General features: G+C 68.2%; 16 protein-coding genes. 10 read left to right on the top strand and 6 right to left on the bottom strand.

Translation table 11 applies throughout. The features are described 5' to 3' along the window. Window positions 1–126 precede the first annotated feature (126 nt). On the bottom strand, window positions 127–456 hold the full coding sequence (clpS, locus tag LHU95_RS00470; protein WP_213617118.1) for an ATP-dependent Clp protease adapter ClpS: 330 nt from the start codon (window positions 454–456) through the stop codon (window positions 127–129). Between the two features lie 222 nt (window positions 457–678). Beyond that, complete coding sequence (locus tag LHU95_RS00465) at window positions 679–1,167, bottom strand: phasin family protein (RefSeq protein WP_248709427.1); 489 nt, start codon at window positions 1,165–1,167, stop codon at window positions 679–681. 298 nt (window positions 1,168–1,465) lie between these two features. Here LHU95_RS00465 and LHU95_RS00460 point away from each other — a divergent pair, with 298 nt between their 5' ends. The 7 genes from LHU95_RS00460 to LHU95_RS00430 all read left to right on the top strand — a co-directional run bounded on the left by LHU95_RS00460 (window position 1,466) and on the right by LHU95_RS00430 (window position 8,739). Further along, complete coding sequence (locus tag LHU95_RS00460; protein ID WP_248709426.1) at window positions 1,466–2,635, top strand: D-alanyl-D-alanine carboxypeptidase family protein; 1,170 nt, start codon at window positions 1,466–1,468, stop codon at window positions 2,633–2,635. A gap of 99 nt (window positions 2,636–2,734) precedes the next feature. Further along, window positions 2,735–3,604 (top strand): UTP--glucose-1-phosphate uridylyltransferase GalU, encoded by an 870-nt coding sequence (gene galU / locus LHU95_RS00455; RefSeq protein WP_248709425.1) that lies wholly within the window; start codon window positions 2,735–2,737, stop codon window positions 3,602–3,604. A 120-nt stretch (window positions 3,605–3,724) separates the two neighbouring features. Next, entirely contained in the window at window positions 3,725–5,044 is a 1,320-nt protein-coding gene (locus tag LHU95_RS00450; RefSeq protein ID WP_248709424.1) for a UDP-glucose/GDP-mannose dehydrogenase family protein, read from the top strand. Further along, window positions 5,044–6,456 (top strand): phosphoglucomutase/phosphomannomutase PgmG, encoded by a 1,413-nt coding sequence (locus tag LHU95_RS00445; protein ID WP_248709423.1) that lies wholly within the window; start codon window positions 5,044–5,046, stop codon window positions 6,454–6,456. The genes LHU95_RS00450 and LHU95_RS00445 overlap by 1 nt, the downstream gene beginning before the upstream one ends. Before the next feature lie 99 nt (window positions 6,457–6,555). After that, window positions 6,556–6,696 (top strand): hypothetical protein, encoded by a 141-nt coding sequence (locus LHU95_RS00440; RefSeq protein ID WP_248709422.1) that lies wholly within the window; start codon window positions 6,556–6,558, stop codon window positions 6,694–6,696. Window positions 6,697–6,778: 82 nt separating this feature from the next. After that, a complete protein-coding gene (locus LHU95_RS00435) occupies window positions 6,779–7,771 on the top strand; it encodes a tripartite tricarboxylate transporter substrate binding protein (RefSeq protein ID WP_248709421.1) in 993 nt (330 codons plus the stop codon). Then, complete coding sequence (locus LHU95_RS00430) at window positions 7,771–8,739, top strand: tripartite tricarboxylate transporter substrate-binding protein (protein WP_248709420.1); 969 nt, start codon at window positions 7,771–7,773, stop codon at window positions 8,737–8,739. Before LHU95_RS00435 ends, LHU95_RS00430 begins: the two co-directional genes overlap by 1 nt. Before the next feature lie 127 nt (window positions 8,740–8,866). Here LHU95_RS00430 and LHU95_RS00425 read toward each other — a convergent pair whose 3' ends face one another. Both LHU95_RS00425 and LHU95_RS00420 read right to left on the bottom strand, forming a co-directional pair. Further along, window positions 8,867–10,444, bottom strand: coding sequence for an ABC transporter substrate-binding protein (locus tag LHU95_RS00425; RefSeq protein ID WP_248709419.1), 1,578 nt, complete (start codon window positions 10,442–10,444; stop codon window positions 8,867–8,869). 72 nt (window positions 10,445–10,516) lie between these two features. Next, window positions 10,517–11,749 (bottom strand): NAD(P)/FAD-dependent oxidoreductase, encoded by a 1,233-nt coding sequence (locus LHU95_RS00420; RefSeq protein WP_248709418.1) that lies wholly within the window; start codon window positions 11,747–11,749, stop codon window positions 10,517–10,519. A gap of 58 nt (window positions 11,750–11,807) precedes the next feature. Between LHU95_RS00420 and LHU95_RS00415 the strand changes: the two genes are divergently transcribed. Genes LHU95_RS00415 through LHU95_RS00405 form a run of 3 tightly spaced genes read left to right on the top strand, consistent with a single transcriptional unit; the run spans window position 11,808 to window position 14,358 of the window. Continuing rightward, window positions 11,808–12,917: a DSD1 family PLP-dependent enzyme gene (locus tag LHU95_RS00415; RefSeq protein ID WP_248709417.1), complete on the top strand. Its 1,110-nt coding sequence runs from the start codon at window positions 11,808–11,810 to the stop codon at window positions 12,915–12,917. Between the two features lie 50 nt (window positions 12,918–12,967). After that, window positions 12,968–13,666 (top strand): hypothetical protein, encoded by a 699-nt coding sequence (locus tag LHU95_RS00410; RefSeq protein WP_248709416.1) that lies wholly within the window; start codon window positions 12,968–12,970, stop codon window positions 13,664–13,666. Window positions 13,667–13,716: 50 nt separating this feature from the next. Next, window positions 13,717–14,358 (top strand): hypothetical protein, encoded by a 642-nt coding sequence (locus tag LHU95_RS00405; protein ID WP_248709415.1) that lies wholly within the window; start codon window positions 13,717–13,719, stop codon window positions 14,356–14,358. 140 nt (window positions 14,359–14,498) lie between these two features. On the opposite strand, the gene LHU95_RS00400 is transcribed toward LHU95_RS00405, so the two are convergent. After that, entirely contained in the window at window positions 14,499–15,188 is a 690-nt protein-coding gene (locus tag LHU95_RS00400; protein WP_248709414.1) for a hypothetical protein, read from the bottom strand. Between the two features lie 20 nt (window positions 15,189–15,208). Next, window positions 15,209–15,910 (bottom strand): VWA domain-containing protein, encoded by a 702-nt coding sequence (locus LHU95_RS00395; RefSeq protein ID WP_248709413.1) that lies wholly within the window; start codon window positions 15,908–15,910, stop codon window positions 15,209–15,211. Window positions 15,911–15,962 lie beyond the last annotated feature (52 nt).

Raw genomic sequence — 15,962 nt, 5'->3', positions numbered from 1 at the left:
TGGAGATGGCCAGAACCGAGGATCGGCACGTGGCAGATGGATGATGATGTGGTGGCGCTCCCTTGCCGTCACACCCCATGCGTCATGTCAAACATGTCATTCCGCATGGCGATTTAATTCCAGGTCTCACTCTTTTTCTATCGTGCATTGCAGCGGATGCTGATTCTGGCGGGCCAGATCCATCACCTGCGTCACCTTCGTCTCGGCAACTTCGTAAGTGTAGACACCGCAGACGCCGACTCCGCGGCGGTGGACATGCATCATGATACGCGTGGCTTCGTCACGATTCTTCTGAAAAAAACGTTCCAGGACGTGAACGACGAATTCCATTGGCGTGTAGTCGTCATTCAGCATGAGGACCTTGTACATCGCCGGCTTCTTGGTCTTGGGGCGCGGCTTGACGACAACGCCGGTGGCGGGGCCGCCATCGCCGTCGCGTTTGTCCGGATCGGACATGGTGATTGGGCTCATCATACGGTTCCGGTCGTCCATCAATTGGCGTCGGGCACTGTTCGTCTCGTGGGTGCCGCGCGAGGGAGGATATCGGGTGCGGCCGCCCCACGGGAAGGGGTTCGGAGCATCACGATGCGGAATCCCCAAAAGGAAAGGGCCCGGACCGCAAGAACGGCCGGGCCCCCGAAGGCTCCAAAGGACCGGTTACCCGGCCTTATGAGTGACTTACGCCGCCAGCGGCTTGGCCATCTTCTCCATGGCGAGCGTCATGCGGGCCGAGATCGGCTCGATCGAGGTCTCGGCCAGCTTCATTGCCGCTTCGGAGATCTTGGTCGTGTCGTTCATGGCGCGCTCGAACGCGGTCTTGGTGAACGAGGCCTGGAAGTCGGTCGCGTCCTTCATGCTCTTCATGGTGGACAGCGCCTTCACGCCCTCGATCGCGTGCTCGGAGAGAGCCTGGAACATCGCCATGGTCTGGCGGGACAGGTCCTGCACGCCCGTCACATAGAGCTGCGACGCCTTGGTGAGGGCCTCCATGTTGCCACGGCTGAATTCGGCGGCCTCTTCGGCGGCCTTCATCATGTCGCCAGCGGTCTTGTTGGCGGTCTCCATCGTCTTCTCGACGGCAACGCGGGCCTGGGCCGTGCCGTCCTCAACCAGCTTCTTCGCCTGGGCGGCGCCGGTCTGCGCGGCCTGGGTCATCGCCTTCTTCATGTCTGCCTGATTTGCCATGGTCTTCATCCTTCCGAGAGCCGCTCCGGCCGCCCCGGAACTGGGGAAGGAACGAAGAGGCATGTTTTGCTGCAATGCAGCATGAAGCGTATTTAGGCTCCACCCCCGGCCGTTGCAAGCGATTTTTGTGCACTGCACAAAAATTCCCGGGGGAAGGAAAAGCGCCCCCCATGCGCGAAACGGATGGACAAACGGCGGCATGGCTGTTTCTTTGCCCCCAGCGTAAACGCCACGGCCGAACCTTGGGGGAGGCAAAACCGCGGTGTGCTGGGGAATCCGCATGATCATCTCTGCTCTTTCGCGCGCCGCCATGGCACTCATCCTGAGTCTGTGGGCCGGGGTTGCCACCGCTCAGATCACCGCGCGGGACCGCTACGCTTCCATCGTGGTGGATGCGCGCTCCGGCCAGGTGCTGAGTGCCGCCAATGCCGATGAAACCCGGCACCCGGCCTCGCTCACCAAGATGATGACCCTGTACATGCTGTTCGAGGCGATGCGCGATGGTCGCCTCTCGCTCAGCACGCCGATCCGTGTCAGCGCGGAAGCAGCCTCTCGCCCGCCGTCCAAGCTGGGCGTGCCGGCCGGCGGCAGCATCTCGGCCGAAAGCGCCATCCTGGCGCTCGTCACCCGCTCGGCCAATGACATCGCGACCGCCGTGGGCGAAGCGCTTGCGGGCGATGAGGATGCCTTTTCCCGCGCCATGACCCAGCGGGCCCGCAGCCTGGGCATGACGCGCACCACCTTCCGCAACGCCTCCGGCCTGCCCGACCCCGAGCAGGTGACCACCGCGCGGGACATGGCGTTGCTCGGGCGCCGGCTGATCGCGGATTTCCCGGATCAGTACCACTATTTCGCCACGCAGTATTTCGCCCATGGCAACCGCATGATCCGCAACCATAACGGCATGCTGCGCGATTACCCGGGCACCGATGGCATCAAGACCGGCTTCATCAATGCGTCCGGCTTCAACATCGTCACCTCGGCGCAGCGCGAAGGCGTGCGCCTGGTCGGCGCGGTGTTTGGCGGCAGCTCCTGGCCGCAGCGCAATGGCCACATGGCCGAATTGCTGGATGAGGGCTTCCAGCGAATGGGCGTGCGCGGCGTGCCGGTCATGGCCTCTGCGGCGCCCCGCATTGTCGCCGGGCGGGATGCGACGCTCGGCCCGGGCCCGCGCCGCGCGGCCCTCGCCGCACGCGCGCCCGCCCCTGCCGCGCGCAACACCGGACTGGCTGCGCGCAACACGGGCCGGCCCGCACCCGGCCGGCTCCAGGCCACGGCCGCCACGCGCCCCGCGCCAGCCCGCCCGACGGTCACGGCCGCACCGCAGGCCGCCAGCCGCGCCCGGCCAGCCACGGCGAGCTCGACGCAAAGCCGGGCCCGCCCGCCTGCCCGCGCCGCGCAAACCCCGGTCCCGCCGCGGCCACAGCAGGTTGCGCGCAGCGGGGGCTGAGCCCCGCATGGCCCTGGCGGGAATCGTCACCCGGCATGACTTGCCGCCCGACGCTTCCCCGTGGCAACACATGACATCCATACTGGAGGGAAGAGACCCATGCCAAAGCCGCTGAAAAAGGCCGTCATGCCCGTTGCCGGCATGGGCACACGCTTCCTTCCGGCGACCAAGGCGCTGGCCAAGGAAATGCTCCCGGTGGTGGATCGCCCGCTGATCCAGTACGCCGTGGATGAGGCGCGGGCCGCCGGCATCGAGCAGTTCTGCTTCGTCACCGGCCGCGGCAAGACCAGCATCGTCGAGCATTTCGACGTGGCCTATGAGCTGGAAAAGACCCTCGAAGAGCGCAACAAGATGGACATCCTGCGCGAGCTGCGCGGCCTGGCCATCGAACCGGGCAGCCTGCTCACCGTGCGCCAGCAGGTGCCGCTGGGCCTGGGCCATGCCATCTGGTGCGCGCGCGCCTTCATCGGCGATGACCCCTTCGCCATCCTGCTGCCCGATGACCTGATGCAATGCGACAAGCCCTGCATCGGCCAGCTGGCTGATGCCTATGCCGAGACGGGCGGCAATGTCGTCGCCATCGAGGAAGTGCCGATGGAGCGCGTCAACAAATACGGCGTGCTCGACATCGAGAAGGATATGGGCCGGCTGGTCTCCATCAAGGGCCTCGTGGAGAAGCCGCCGGTGGACCAGGCGCCCTCCAACCTCACCATCATCGGCCGCTACGTGCTGATGCCCGAGGTGATCGGCCATCTGGCCAAAATGGAAAAGGGCTCGGGCGGGGAAATCCAGCTCACCGACAGCATGGCCAAGCTGATCGGCCACCAGCCCTTCCATGGGTTGCGCTACGAAGGCCGACGTTTCGATTGCGGCGACAAGGTGGGCTACCTGGAGGCGCAGATCGCCTTTGCCCTGGCACGCCCCGAAATCGCGCCGGCCGTGCGTCAGTTTCTCAACACCTATCGGTGAGAGCGGACCGCTTGGCCGCCCGGCAGCGCTGCATGATCGAGCCCTGGCACAGCCCTGGCGAAGCAGCGCGGCACCGGCCGGACGGCACCGCCTTCGCCCTGCGCCCGAAGGTGCGGTGACATGAAGATCGCGATGATCGGTGCCGGCTATGTCGGCCTCGTCTCCGGCGCCTGCTTCGCCGAATTCGGGGTGGATGTGGCCGTGGTGGACACGGACCCCGCCAAGATCGAAGCCCTCAAGGCCGGGCGCATCCCGATCTATGAACCGCGGCTGGACCACCTGGTGGCCGATAACGCGCGCGAGGGCCGGCTGACCTTCACGACCGACCTCGACGAAGCCGTGACCGGAGCCGAGGCGGTGTTCCTCGCCGTCGGCACGCCCACCCGACGCGGCGATGGCCATGCCGACCTCACCTATGTTTTCGCCGCGGCCGAGCAGGTGGCGCGCGCGGCGAAGGGGCCGCTGGTGCTGGTGACGAAATCCACCGTCCCGGTCGGCACCGGGCGCGAGGTGAAACGCCGGGTGAAGGCAGCGCGGCCTGATCTCGATATCGCCGTCGCCTCCAACCCGGAATTCCTGCGCGAAGGTGCGGCCATCGGGGATTTCATGCGGCCGGACCGCATTGTTATCGGCATCGAGGAAGGCGAGGCGGGCGCGCGGGCGGAAGCCGTGCTGAAGCGCCTTTATCGCCCGCTCTATCTGATCGAGACGCCGATCGTCGCCACGGGGCTAGAGACGGCCGAGATCATCAAATACGCCGCCAACGCCTTCCTCGCGATGAAGATCAGCTTCATCAACGAGGTGGCGGATCTCTGCGAAAAGGCCGGCGCCGATGTGCAGCAGGTGGCGCGCGGCATTGGGCTGGATGGCCGGATCGGGCGCAAATTCCTGCATGCGGGGCCGGGCTATGGCGGCTCCTGCTTCCCCAAGGACACCATCGCCTTCGCCCGCACCGGGCAGGATCTCGGCGCGCCACTGCGCCTGGTGGAAGCCACCATCGCGGTGAATGACGGCCGCAAGCTCGCCATGGCGGACCGCGTGATCGCGGCCTGTGGCGGCAGCGTGGCCGGCAAGACCATCGCTGTGCTCGGGCTGACCTTCAAGCCCGAGACGGATGACATGCGCGATGCGCCCTCGCTCGATATCGTACCGAAGCTGGCCGCGGCGGGGGCGGTGATCCGCGCCTTTGATCCGCAGGGCATGGGCTTCGCGCGGCAACTCCTGCCGGCCGGCGTGCATTATGCCAACAACGCGCTCGATGCGCTGGCGGGGGCCGAGGCCGTTGTGTTGCTGACCGAGTGGAACGAGTTCCGCAACATCGCGCCCGAAAAGCTGGCTTCCGTGATGCGGGGGCGCGTCATGCTCGACCTGCGCAATGTCTATGACCCGGCCGCGATGCGCGAGGCGGGCTTCACCTATCACTCGATCGGAAGACCCTGATGGCCGCCTTCTCGCACCATTTCGACAAGACCTCGCTGCGCGAATACGACATTCGCGGCATTGTGGGGCAGACGCTCCATCCGGCGGATGCCTTCGCCATCGGCCGGGTCTTCGGCACCATCGTGGGCCGGGCGGGTGGCAGCCGCGTGGCGGTGGGCTGGGATGGGCGGCTCTCCTCGCCCGAATTGCAGCAGCACCTGGTGGCGGGGCTGGTCGCTTCGGGCATGGAGGTGGTGCGCGTGGGCTGCGGGCCGACGCCGATGCTCTATTTCGCCAGCTACGACCAGAAGGCCGATGGCGCCGTGATGCTAACCGGCAGCCACAATCCGCCAAACTACAACGGCTTCAAGATGATGATCGGCAAGAAGCCGTTCTTCGGCAAGGATATCCAGACGCTGGGCGCCATGGCTGCCGCCGGGGACGTGGTGATGACGGCGCCCGGCTCGGCGCGGGACGCGGATGTAAGCGAGGCCTATATCGCCCGCATGGTCCAGGACTACGCCGGCGGCGCCAAGACGCTGAACGTGGTCTGGGATCCGGGCAATGGCTCAGGCGGCGCCATCACGGAGCGCCTGGTCAAGCAGCTGCCGGGCAAGCACGTCGTCATCAATGGCGAGATTGACGGCAATTTCCCCAATCACCATCCCGACCCGACCGTGCTGAAGAACCTCGAGCAGATCATCGCCCGGGTGAAGGCCGAAGGGGCTGACCTCGGCATCGCCTTTGATGGCGATGCGGATCGCATCGGCGTGGTGGATGGTGACGGCCATATGCTGTTTGGCGACCAGCTTCTGGTGGTGCTGGCGCGGGATGTGCTGAAATCCCACCCGGGCGCCACCATCATCGCCGATGTGAAGGCCAGCCAGGTGCTGTTCGACGAGGTCGCCAAGGCGGGCGGCGTGCCCATGATGTGGAAGACCGGCCACAGCCTCATCAAGCAGAAGATGGCCGAAACCGGCTGCCCGCTGGCGGGTGAGATGTCGGGCCATACCTTCTTCGCGGATAAGTGGTACGGCTTTGATGACGCGCTGTATTCCGGCGTCCGCCTGCTGGATATCCTCGCCCGCAGCGACCAGACGCTGGCGCAGATGCGCGCGGCCCTCCCCCAGGTGCTGAACACGCCCGAGCTGCGCTTCAATTGCGACGAGGCCCGCAAATTCCAGGTGATCGAGGAAGTCCGCGGCCGCCTCGCGACCGAGGGCGCGCAGGTCCAGGCCGTGGATGGCGTGCGCGTGCTGAGCGAGGATGGCTGGTGGCTGCTGCGCGCCTCCAACACCCAGGCCGTCCTGGTCGCCCGCTGCGAGGCCTCGACCGAGGCCGGGCTGGAGCGGCTGAAGGCGCAGCTGGTGCGGCAATTGGAGGCCTCCGGCCTCGAAGCGCCGGACTTCTCGGGAGAGAATGCCGGCCACTGAGAGGGTCTGCCTCTTTTTTAACAGAATCGCGCCAGATTCGACTTGTTACGGACCCGATGCCTCACTTATATGCATCTTCTCCAACCGGGGTGGTCGGGCATGCAGGTCGAAGGCAATCCGAAACGCAGTCACGCCAGCCCATGGCGCGAAGCTGCTGACCTGTTGCGCTTCAGCCTGGAAGCCGGTGCGCTCTCGGGCGCGATCGTCATGGTCGCCTGGGTGTTGTCCGCAACCGGTTGACGCCAGCCAGCGCAGCCTCCCCAATAGGGGAAGGCAGCCGCATCACGAATGAGTGCGGCGCCTTTTGGAGGATGCCGGACCCATGTTCACCCGCCGCCAGCTTGCCCCGCTTGCCCTGGGCCTGTGCTTCACCCCGGCCGTCCTGCGCGCCCAGGGGGTATCTACTGGCTGGACCCCCAGCGGCCCCATTCGGATCATCGTGCCCTTCCCGGCGGGCGGCACCACCGACATCCTGGCCCGGCTCTACGCGCAACGCCTGACCGAGACGATGGGCGTTTCCGTCGTGGTCGAGAATCGCGGTGGCGCGGGTGGTTCCATCGGCTCGGATGTGGTGGCCAAGGCCGCACCGGACGGGCAGACGCTGCTGTTCCACAACCTCACCTTCAGCACCACCACGGCGGCGCTGGAATTCGCGGGCCGGGCACCGCATTCCATCGAGCGGGATTTCGCGCCCATCAGCATGGGCGCCAATGTGCCGATGATGCTGCTGGTGCACCGCGACGTGCCGGCGCGCAACATCACCGAATTCGCCGCCTGGGCGCGCAGCCAGCCCAGCGCGCCCTTCTATGGCTCAACCGGCCCCGGCAGCACCATCAACCTGATGGGGGAGGTGCTGAAGCGCGACGGGAATTTCCCCATGGAGCATGTGCCCTTCCGCGGTGCGGCACCCCTGGTGCAGGACATGCTGGCCGGGCGAATCCAGTTCGGGGGCGATCAGCTTTCCTCCTCGCTCACCCATATCCGCGGTGGCACGCTGCGCCCCATCGCCACCCTGGCCACGACGCGCGCCGGCGCGCTGCCTGATGTGCAGACCGTGCGCGAGCAAGGCTTCGCCAATGCGGAAATGCTGGGCTGGAATGGCTTCTTCGCGCCCGCCCGCACGCCGGAGGCGGTGATGATCCGCCTCCAGGCCGAGATCGCGGCCGCCGCCCGCCACCCGGCCCTGGCCGCCCGCATCCAGGAATTGGGGGCCGAGCCCGGTGGCAATTCCAGCGCGGAATTCACCCAAGCCGTGCATGGGCAGATCGCCGCCATGCGGCCGCTCGTGCAATCGCTGCAGATGCGGGTGGAATGATGCGCCGCCGTCTTCTGCTCGCCGCGCCACTGGCCGCGCCGCTCGTCGCGCGGGCCCAATCCTGGACGCCGTCTGGCCCGATCCGCGTCGTCGTGCCCTTCGCCGCCGGCGGCACCACGGATGTCCTGGCGCGCCTCTTCGGCCAGCGCCTGACCGAGACGCTGGGCGTCTCCATCCTGGTCGAGAATCGCGGCGGGGGCGGCGGCTCCATCGGCGCTGATATCGTGGCCAAGGCGCCACCCGATGGGCAGGTGCTGCTGTTCCACAACTCCACCTTCTCGGCCACATCCGCCGTGATGGAGTTCCAGAACCGCGCGCAGCACTCGCTGGAGCGCGATTTCGCGCCGATCAGCCTTGGGGCGCTGGTGCCCACCGTGGTGATGGTGCACCCCTCCGTGCCGGCCACCACCGTACCGGAATTCATCGCCTGGGCACGCCAGCAGCCCTCGCCGCCCTTCTATGGCTCCACCGGCCCGGGCAGTGCCGGGCATCTGGTGGGTGAGGTGCTGAAGCGCGACGGCAATTTCCAGATGGAGCATGTGCCCTTCCGCGGCGCCTCGCTGCTCATCCAGGATCTGATGGTGGGCCGCATCCAGTTCGGCGGGGACCAGCTCTCCACCGGCATCCCGCATATCCGCGCCGGCGCGTTGCGGCCCATCGCCATCCGCTCCACCACGCGCAACCGGCTGCTGCCGGAAATTTCGACGGTGCGGGAGCAAGGATTTCCCAATGCGGAAATCCTCGGCTGGAACGGATTTTTCGCGCCGGCCCGCACGCCGGAACCCATCCTTGCCCGGCTTCAGGCCGAGATCGCCGCGGCCTCCCGCCACCCGCCGCTGGCCGCGCGCATTGATGAGCTGGGCGCTGATCCGGGCGGGAATTCCAGCGCCGAGTTCACGGCGATGGTGCATGCGCAGGTGGCGGCGCTGCGGCCTGTGGTGGCTTCGTTGAATTTGCGGGCGGAGTAGGGCCTCCGGCGGCTGGGGCCATGGGCCCCAGACCCCATCCATTGAGAATTCCTATCCGAAGTCGTGAGCATCTCGGCCTCGTGAAGGGGTCTGGGGCCCATGGCCCCAGCCGCCGGAGGCCTGACTGTCACCCTGCCTTGCTGATATTCCAATAGACTGGGATCGCCGCCTCCAGAATCCCGTTCAGCCGCGCGCTATGCCCACGCACCAGGCTCATCATGCCGAGCGGGAGATAGGGCACGCTGTCCACCGCGCGGCGCTGCGTCTGCACGGCAATGGCGCGGCGCTCCTCTTCGGTCGCCGCAAAGGCGAAGGCATCGCGCAGGCGCTCCAGCTCAGGGTCGTCCGGCCAACCGGGCAGCGCCGTGCGCGCACCCGCCGAACGCAGCGCGATATGGCTCACCGGGTCCATCAGATCCACCGCCGCCGGCGCCGAGCAGAACAGGCTCCAGCCACCCTGGTTGACCGGGTTCTTGGAGAGGCGCCGCGTCACCAGCGTCGCCCAATCCATCGCCTGCAAATCCACATTCATGCCCACGCGCCGCATGCGGTCGGCCGAGACGCGGGCGAAGGTGCTGCTGATCGTGCTGTCCTGCGCATCCAGCACCACGACGGGCGTGCCGTCATAGCCCGATTGCTGCACGGCGGTGCGCGCCAGATCCAGATTGGGCGCCACCCAGCCCTCATTCGTATGGAAGGGCGAAGCGCAGGGGAAGAAGCTGCGGCAATCGCGCCAGCGCTCGCGATCGGTCATGTAGGCGGGCATCATCTCGGAGGGGTCCACCAGCAGGCGCATGGCCTGGCGCAGCTTCACATTGTCGAAGGGTGCCACCACCTGGTTCATGCGGAAGATGGGCTGCACGCCCGCCGCATCCTGCGCGGCCAGGCGGAGATTGCGGTTGCGGCTGACAATGGGAAACAGGTCGGGCGGGAGTTCCTCGAAGATATCGAGCTCGCCGGTTTGCAGCGCGTTCAGCGCATTGCTGGAATCGGGCAGCACCACCCATTCGATGCGCTCCATGCGGGCGATCTTCGCCCCGGCCAGCCCATCGGGGGCCTCGGCACGCGGGCGGTAATCGGGGTTGCGGCGATAGGTGGTGCGGTCGCCCAGCCGCCAATCCTCGCGCCGCAGCATATAGGGGCCGCTGCCGGTGGGGTCGGTGATGGCGGTGGTGATCGGTGTCGCGGCCACGCGCGCGGGCATGATGAAGGCCGGCAGGCCCGAGGGCTTGGCCAGCGCATCCAGCACCAGCGCCCAGGGCCGTTGCAAGGTCAGGCGAAAGCGCCGCGCATCCACCGCGACCAGCGTATTGCCCTCGGCCAGCATCTGCGCGCCATGGCCGTCCCGGATGGCCCAGCGGCGCAGGGAGGCCACGACATCATCGCTGGTGACAGGCGCGCCGTCATGGAAGCGCAGCCCCTCCCGCAGGGTGAAATCCCAAGTCAGGCGGTCGGCGCTGACGCTGTGGCTTTCCACCATCTGCGGCTGCGGGCGCAGCTTGGAGTCCAACGCGAAGAGCGTGTCATAGACCATGTAGCCATGGTTGCGGGCCATGTATTCGGGCGAGATGAAGGGATCGAGCCCGCGCAGATCACCAAACAGCTTCACCCGTAGCACGTTGGGATCGCCCCGGTTCTGCGCGAAGGCGGGCGCCGCCAGTCCGGCGAGGGGGAGGGAGAGCGTGGCGCGGCGGGAGATGCTCATGGAATGTTTCCTCGTGGCACCGCTCGGATGGGGCGCCTTGGGGCTTATCCTGGCCCTGGCATGCAGCTTCTGTCATCCACTGATTCGCGCCGCCGTCTCGCCCGAGAGCCAGGCGCCCCCGGTGGTGCCGGCGAAACGCGCATGGCACGCCTCCCCCGCGAAACACAGGCGGCCCTCGCCCAGCGGCGCGGCGAGCACCGCGCGGGAGGCATGGTGGCCCGGCCTGGCATGGGTGTAGCTGCCGCGAAACAATGGGTCCTCGCCCCAGTTGCTGACCAGCGCCTCGCCCAGCGCGGCCTCGGCGCGCGGGCCGAACAGGGCGGCGAGGTCGGCGCGCGCCGCCGCTTCTGTCGCCGCCGGCCCCTGGCGCGACAAGTCCCAGGCGCGCGCGCCACCCACAAAGCCAAAAATGTGATCCGCGCCGAAGGGCCAGAAGACCCAGCTCATCGGTTGCGGCGCCTCACGCGTCACGGCGCGGCGGGCGTTGTGGAAGGGGGCCATGCCCAGGCGATCCGCGCCGCGCGCGCGGAAGGCGATCTTCGTCAGCAGCCCCATGGGCAAGCCCTGGATGGCGGCTTGTGTCGCGGCCGGGAGTGCCGGCGTGAAGGCGATGCCACCGGCGGCCAGAACGCCGTTGGAGACGGTGACGATGGCTCGGCCCGCGCGCAGCCTGCCCCAATCCCCTTCCGCCACCACCCCGGGGCCGGACCAGTCGAGCCGCGTGACCACGTGGTGCAACCGGATGGGCAGGCCCTCCGCCAGGCGCGCGACCAGGCTGCCCACGCCTTCGCGCGGCAGGAGGTTCGGGCCTGTCAGATCGGTCTTCAGATAATCCTCCAGCGAAACGCCGCCGAGTTCCACGCCGTTGATCTGCGCGCCCAGCCAATGCGCGATCGTGGCATCCCAGGGGCCGCCCTGGGGGGCCGCTTGCATCACGCTGCGGTCGGGGGTCTGGGGGGAATTGGCCAGCGCGGCCTCGAAATCGGCATGCGCGCGCCAATAGGCGGCGAATTCGGCGGCGGTGGCGAAGCGCTCGCCCAGGTGCAGATGCCGCTCCCGCACCGTGTCATGGTCCAGATGCGGGCCGATGAACGCGCTCAGCGGATTCTCGCGCGCCCCGTGCAGCCAGGTGGCGCCCAGATCCAAAGGCGCGCCCAGGGCTTGCGTGGTGAAGGCCCGCCCGCCCACCCTGGCGCCCGCCTCCAGCACCACGCAGCTTTGCCCCTCGGCGATCAGCGCCCGCGCCGCCGCGATTCCGGCGCAGCCCGCGCCGATGATGAGGACGTCTGGATCATTGCCATGCATCGCCGCATCATAGGGCAAAGCGATGCGGCCGGCATGACGGCCGCGAGAAGGATTGCAGATGCTCCAAGCCCCTCCGGCCGAACCCGGCATGCGCGAAGATGAGGTGGACACACCCGCGCTGCTGATTGACCTCGATGCCTTCGAGCACAACCTCGACACCATGGCGGCCTTCCTAGCGCCCACCGGCGCCAGGCTGCGCGCCCATGCCAAGACCCACAAATCCCCGGTGATCGCGAAGCTGCAGATGGCCCGCGGCGCCATCGGGCAATGCGTGCAGAAGGTGGGCGAGGCGGAAGTGCTCGCCTGGGGTGGCATCCCCGACATCATGGTGACGAACCAGGTGGTGGGCGCGCGCAAGCTGGCGCGGCTGGCGGCCCTGGCGCGCATCGCGCAGGTCTCCATCTGCGTGGATGATCCGGCGCAGATCGCCGCCATCGAGGAGGCCGCCCAGGCGGCCGGCGTGCGCATTCCCGTGCTGGTGGAAATTGACGTGGGCGGGGCGCGCTGCGGCGTGCAGGCGGGCCCGCCCGTGGTGGCCCTGGCGGAGATCATTGCGGCCTCGAAGCACCTCAGCTTCGGCGGCATCCAGGCCTATCATGGCAGCGCCCAGCACATCCGCGAGCCGGAGCGCCGCGCCGCCGCCATTGCCGGCGCGGTCGAAGCCTCGCGCCGCACGGTCGAGCAATTGCGCCAGCGTGGCCTCGATTGCCCCGTGGTGGGGGGGGCCGGCAGCGGCAGCTTCCAGCATGAGGTGGCGAGCGGCGTCTATACGGAAATCCAGGCCGGTTCCTACGCCTTCATGGACGCCGATTACGCCCGCAACACCGAGGCACCGCCCTTTCGCCACGCGCTCTTCGTGCTCGCCACGGTGATGAGTGCGGCGACTCCCCACATCTCGGTGGTGGATGCGGGCCACAAGGCGGTGCCGACGGATAGCGGCTACCCCATCGTGTCCGGCCGGTCGGGCGTTTCCTATGTCGGCGCCTCGGATGAGCACGGGAAGCTGACGGTGGAGGACCCCGCCCTGCGCCCGCGCCTCGGCGAAAAGCTGCGCCTCATTCCCGGCCATTGCGACCCGACGGTGGATCGCTACGACTGGTACGTGGGTGTCCGGAAGGGCAGGGTCGAATGCCTGTGGCCGGTGGCCGCCCGCGGTGCCATGGCCTGATGGAAGCGGCGCCAAGCTTCGGGGTGGGCCGTTTGGCGCCACAGGACCGCATGGATCACTGGATCGCGGCCGTGGCCCCTGGCCGGAGCTTCGTGGATATCGGCGGCATCCGCGAACGCAGCGGCAATGAGCGCGCCAGCTGGGCGCAGCGCTGCGGGGCCGTGGATGTCGCCATGGCCGATATCCTGCCGCTGGAGCATGAGCTCTGGGCCTATTTTCGCGATTCGACCCGCGCCCATCAGATCCACGATATTGATTTCCGGCCAGAGACGGATGTGGATCACCCGGGCTTCGCCCAGAAGCTGGGCCGCTTCGACATCGTGAACGCGGCCTCGCTGCTCTACCATGCGCCCAACCCGATCCACACCTTGCTGAATCTGCGCCGCGTGGTGGGGGAATATCTCATCGCCAGCACCGTTGTCGTGCCCGATGCGGTGGAGAATGCCGAGGGCCGCGTCAGCTTCGCGGCCGCCTCGGCGCTGTTCCTGCCAGCGCTGCGCGGGCGGGAACGCGCGGTGCTGCGCCGGTATTACCTGGACCGCTTCCAGGTGGATCTGGACATCCACGCACCGGCCAGCGACGGCGCGAAAATGCCCTATGTCACCCAGGGCGCACCGAGCACCTGGCCCTATTGGTGGTTCTTCACGAAATCCGCCTTCGAGCGCGCGCTGGAACTGCTCGAAATGCGCATCCTGGATCGCCACACCTGGCAGGACCACGCGCATTTCGTCTTCCTGCGGCGGCGGTAGGGCGCGGCCTGATTTGCCGTCCGGCGGAAGGGCGCGCAACCTCCCTCGTCATGCCCTCCGCACGCCGCAACCTGACGCGCCGCCTGGTGGCGCCCTTCGCCATCGCCCTGGCCATGCTCGTGGTGCTGCTGGAGGTGACGCTCTGGGCCTGGCTCACCGCGCTGGGGCGCCAATTGGCGCGGCTACCCCTCTTCACGGCGCTGGAGCATCTGGTGGAGCGGCTGAGCCCCGGCGCCGTCATCGCGGTCTTCGTGCTGCCCTTCGTGCCCATCATCCCCCTGCTTAAGCTGGGTGAATTATGGCTGCTGCGGGAGGGGCATTTCATCTGGGCGGCCATCGTGATCCTGGGCACCAAGATCATCGGCGCGGCCTTCTCCACCCGCGTCTTCGCCATCGCCAAGCCAAAGATGATGCAGGTGCCCTGGTTCGCCTGGCTGCATGACGGCGTGATGCGGATGCTGGATTTCGCGCATCGCACGCTGGAGGGCATTCCGGCCTGGGTCCTGGCCCGGCAGGCGGCCCGGCGGGCGGCCGAGGCTGTGCGCCAGGCCTTGCGGCAGGCACGCGGCCCGCTGGGGCGGGGCTTCGCGGCCGCGAGACGGTGGGTGCGGCGGCGGCTTTCGGGCGGGAAGATGCCTCGTGAGGACAAGATCGAGGGGCCAGCCCCTCGAGCACCCGGGCAGGAACCTTAGGTTCCTGCACCTCCATCGCTTGCATGGTTCATGCGTGACTTCCCAGGTTCAGGACACGCCAATTCCAAGCCGATGAGCGGGACGGGGCGAGGCATTTCGCGTTCCCTCCCCTCCGACCCTCAGTCACCGGGCGCCAAGGCTCAGCCGAGCAGCAAATCCCGCGCTTCGTTCACGCGGCTGGCCAGCCAGTCGCTGCCGCCACGATCGGGGTGGGCGGATTGCATCAGCCGCCGATGCGCGGCACGGATCGCTTCCTCATTGGCGCCTTCGCTGAGGCCCAGCACCGCCAGCGCCTCGGCCCGCGTCATGCGGCCGCCAGAAGCGGCCTGGGGCGGCGGCGCAGCATCGCGCCATTCGGGATCGGTGCGGTCCAGCCAGGCCTCGATGAGGGGCACGCTCTCCGCATCCAGCGCCTGGCAGTCGCTGAGCAGGGCCATGAGTTCGGCGCGATCCATGGAGGCAAGGTCCCGCCCCTGGAAATCCCCGCGCCGCACCCGCCCCGACATGGCGCCGCTGCCGAGATCCAGGCGCATGTCCAGCGTCGTGGTCTCCACGCCGCTCGCCTCGGCGCCTTCCGCCGGGCGGCCGAAGCTGCGGCGCGCGCGCCAGCCGCGGAAGGCCTGGAGCAAGGCAGGGCCGAACATGATCAGCGCCCAGAGCGCATTGGCGCCGCGCCCAGTCAGCAGCATCGCCGTGATGCCGACAGCACCCAGCGTGCCAACCCCCCAGATGAGCGAGGTCTTGATGGCGGCCGGGCGCGCATTCGCGAAGGCGTAAAGCAGCACCAGCCCGCCCAGCAGCAGCGCCGCGCCGATTGCCACCGCGTACATGGCGCTCAGCCCCCCATACTTCAGCGCTGGGGCGCGGGAAGCTGGCCCGCGATGCGCTGCGCTTCACGCCCCGGCAGGCGCGTCAGCGCAGCCCGCCCACCGGCCGCGAAGACCGCGACCGCGCGCAGCAAGGCGCGCAAGGCCTCGGCGCTGCTGGCGTCAAACGGCGCCCAGGCGCCGCCGGAGAGCTTGGCCACCTGGCGGAAACCCTGTTCGGCGACGCGGTCCGCACCCTCCTGGAAGCAGAAGACGGGCGTGCCATGCAGGCCCAGTTGCCCCGCCAGATGGCAGATCGGGTCCACGGCTTCCTCCAGCGCGTCACCCACCAGGACCAGGGCGTTCACGCGTTCGGATTTCGTCTCGCGCAAGGCGTGTTCCAGCACGCGCAGCACCTGGGTCTGGCCGCCCATCACCGTGACGCCGGACATGCGGCGCGCCAGCTCGGCCGTATCGGTCAGGAAGGGTGTCGCCGCGAATTCCATGTAGCCGCGCCAATAGGCCAGCTGGACGGCCAGGCCCCCCAGATCCCGCGTCGCGGAGAACATCTCGGACTGCAAATGGCAGGCGGTGTCCCAGGCATGCTGGCGGGAGGCTGTGGCATCCACGGCGAAAATCAGCCGGCCACGCCGGGCGGAGACCGGGCGCACGGCCGGCATCGCCTCCACCTTCGCGAGGAAGGCGGCCACCGCCGCGTTGCTGGGTTTGGCCGGGACTTGGCTCATGCCTGTGACAGATGGGGCATGCCGCCCGGTTCCGCCAGGGTGTGGGGCGCAA

Source organism: Sediminicoccus sp. KRV36, assembly GCF_023243115.1.
Classification (GTDB): Bacteria; Pseudomonadota; Alphaproteobacteria; order Acetobacterales; family Acetobacteraceae; genus Roseococcus.
The sequence above is the reverse complement of the archived record's forward strand: the minus strand, read 5'-3'. Positions and strand labels throughout refer to the sequence as shown.

What these genes read in the sequence shown, in the direction of transcription:
- clpS (WP_213617118.1), bottom strand. Translation starts at nt 456, where the DNA reads ATGTCCGATCCGGACAAACGCGACGGCGATGGCGGCCCCGCCACCGGC.
- LHU95_RS00465 (WP_248709427.1), bottom strand. Translation starts at nt 1,167, where the DNA reads ATGAAGAAGGCGATGACCCAGGCCGCGCAGACCGGCGCCGCCCAGGCG.
- LHU95_RS00460 (WP_248709426.1), top strand. Translation starts at nt 1,466, where the DNA reads ATGATCATCTCTGCTCTTTCGCGCGCCGCCATGGCACTCATCCTGAGT.
- galU (WP_248709425.1), top strand. Translation starts at nt 2,735, where the DNA reads ATGCCAAAGCCGCTGAAAAAGGCCGTCATGCCCGTTGCCGGCATGGGC.
- LHU95_RS00450 (WP_248709424.1), top strand. Translation starts at nt 3,725, where the DNA reads ATGAAGATCGCGATGATCGGTGCCGGCTATGTCGGCCTCGTCTCCGGC.
- LHU95_RS00445 (WP_248709423.1), top strand. Translation starts at nt 5,044, where the DNA reads ATGGCCGCCTTCTCGCACCATTTCGACAAGACCTCGCTGCGCGAATAC.
- LHU95_RS00440 (WP_248709422.1), top strand. Translation starts at nt 6,556, where the DNA reads ATGCAGGTCGAAGGCAATCCGAAACGCAGTCACGCCAGCCCATGGCGC.
- LHU95_RS00435 (WP_248709421.1), top strand. Translation starts at nt 6,779, where the DNA reads ATGTTCACCCGCCGCCAGCTTGCCCCGCTTGCCCTGGGCCTGTGCTTC.
- LHU95_RS00430 (WP_248709420.1), top strand. Translation starts at nt 7,771, where the DNA reads ATGCGCCGCCGTCTTCTGCTCGCCGCGCCACTGGCCGCGCCGCTCGTC.
- LHU95_RS00425 (WP_248709419.1), bottom strand. Translation starts at nt 10,444, where the DNA reads ATGAGCATCTCCCGCCGCGCCACGCTCTCCCTCCCCCTCGCCGGACTG.
- LHU95_RS00420 (WP_248709418.1), bottom strand. Translation starts at nt 11,749, where the DNA reads ATGCATGGCAATGATCCAGACGTCCTCATCATCGGCGCGGGCTGCGCC.
- LHU95_RS00415 (WP_248709417.1), top strand. Translation starts at nt 11,808, where the DNA reads ATGCTCCAAGCCCCTCCGGCCGAACCCGGCATGCGCGAAGATGAGGTG.
- LHU95_RS00410 (WP_248709416.1), top strand. Translation starts at nt 12,968, where the DNA reads ATGGATCACTGGATCGCGGCCGTGGCCCCTGGCCGGAGCTTCGTGGAT.
- LHU95_RS00405 (WP_248709415.1), top strand. Translation starts at nt 13,717, where the DNA reads ATGCCCTCCGCACGCCGCAACCTGACGCGCCGCCTGGTGGCGCCCTTC.
- LHU95_RS00400 (WP_248709414.1), bottom strand. Translation starts at nt 15,188, where the DNA reads ATGTACGCGGTGGCAATCGGCGCGGCGCTGCTGCTGGGCGGGCTGGTG.
- LHU95_RS00395 (WP_248709413.1), bottom strand. Translation starts at nt 15,910, where the DNA reads ATGAGCCAAGTCCCGGCCAAACCCAGCAACGCGGCGGTGGCCGCCTTC.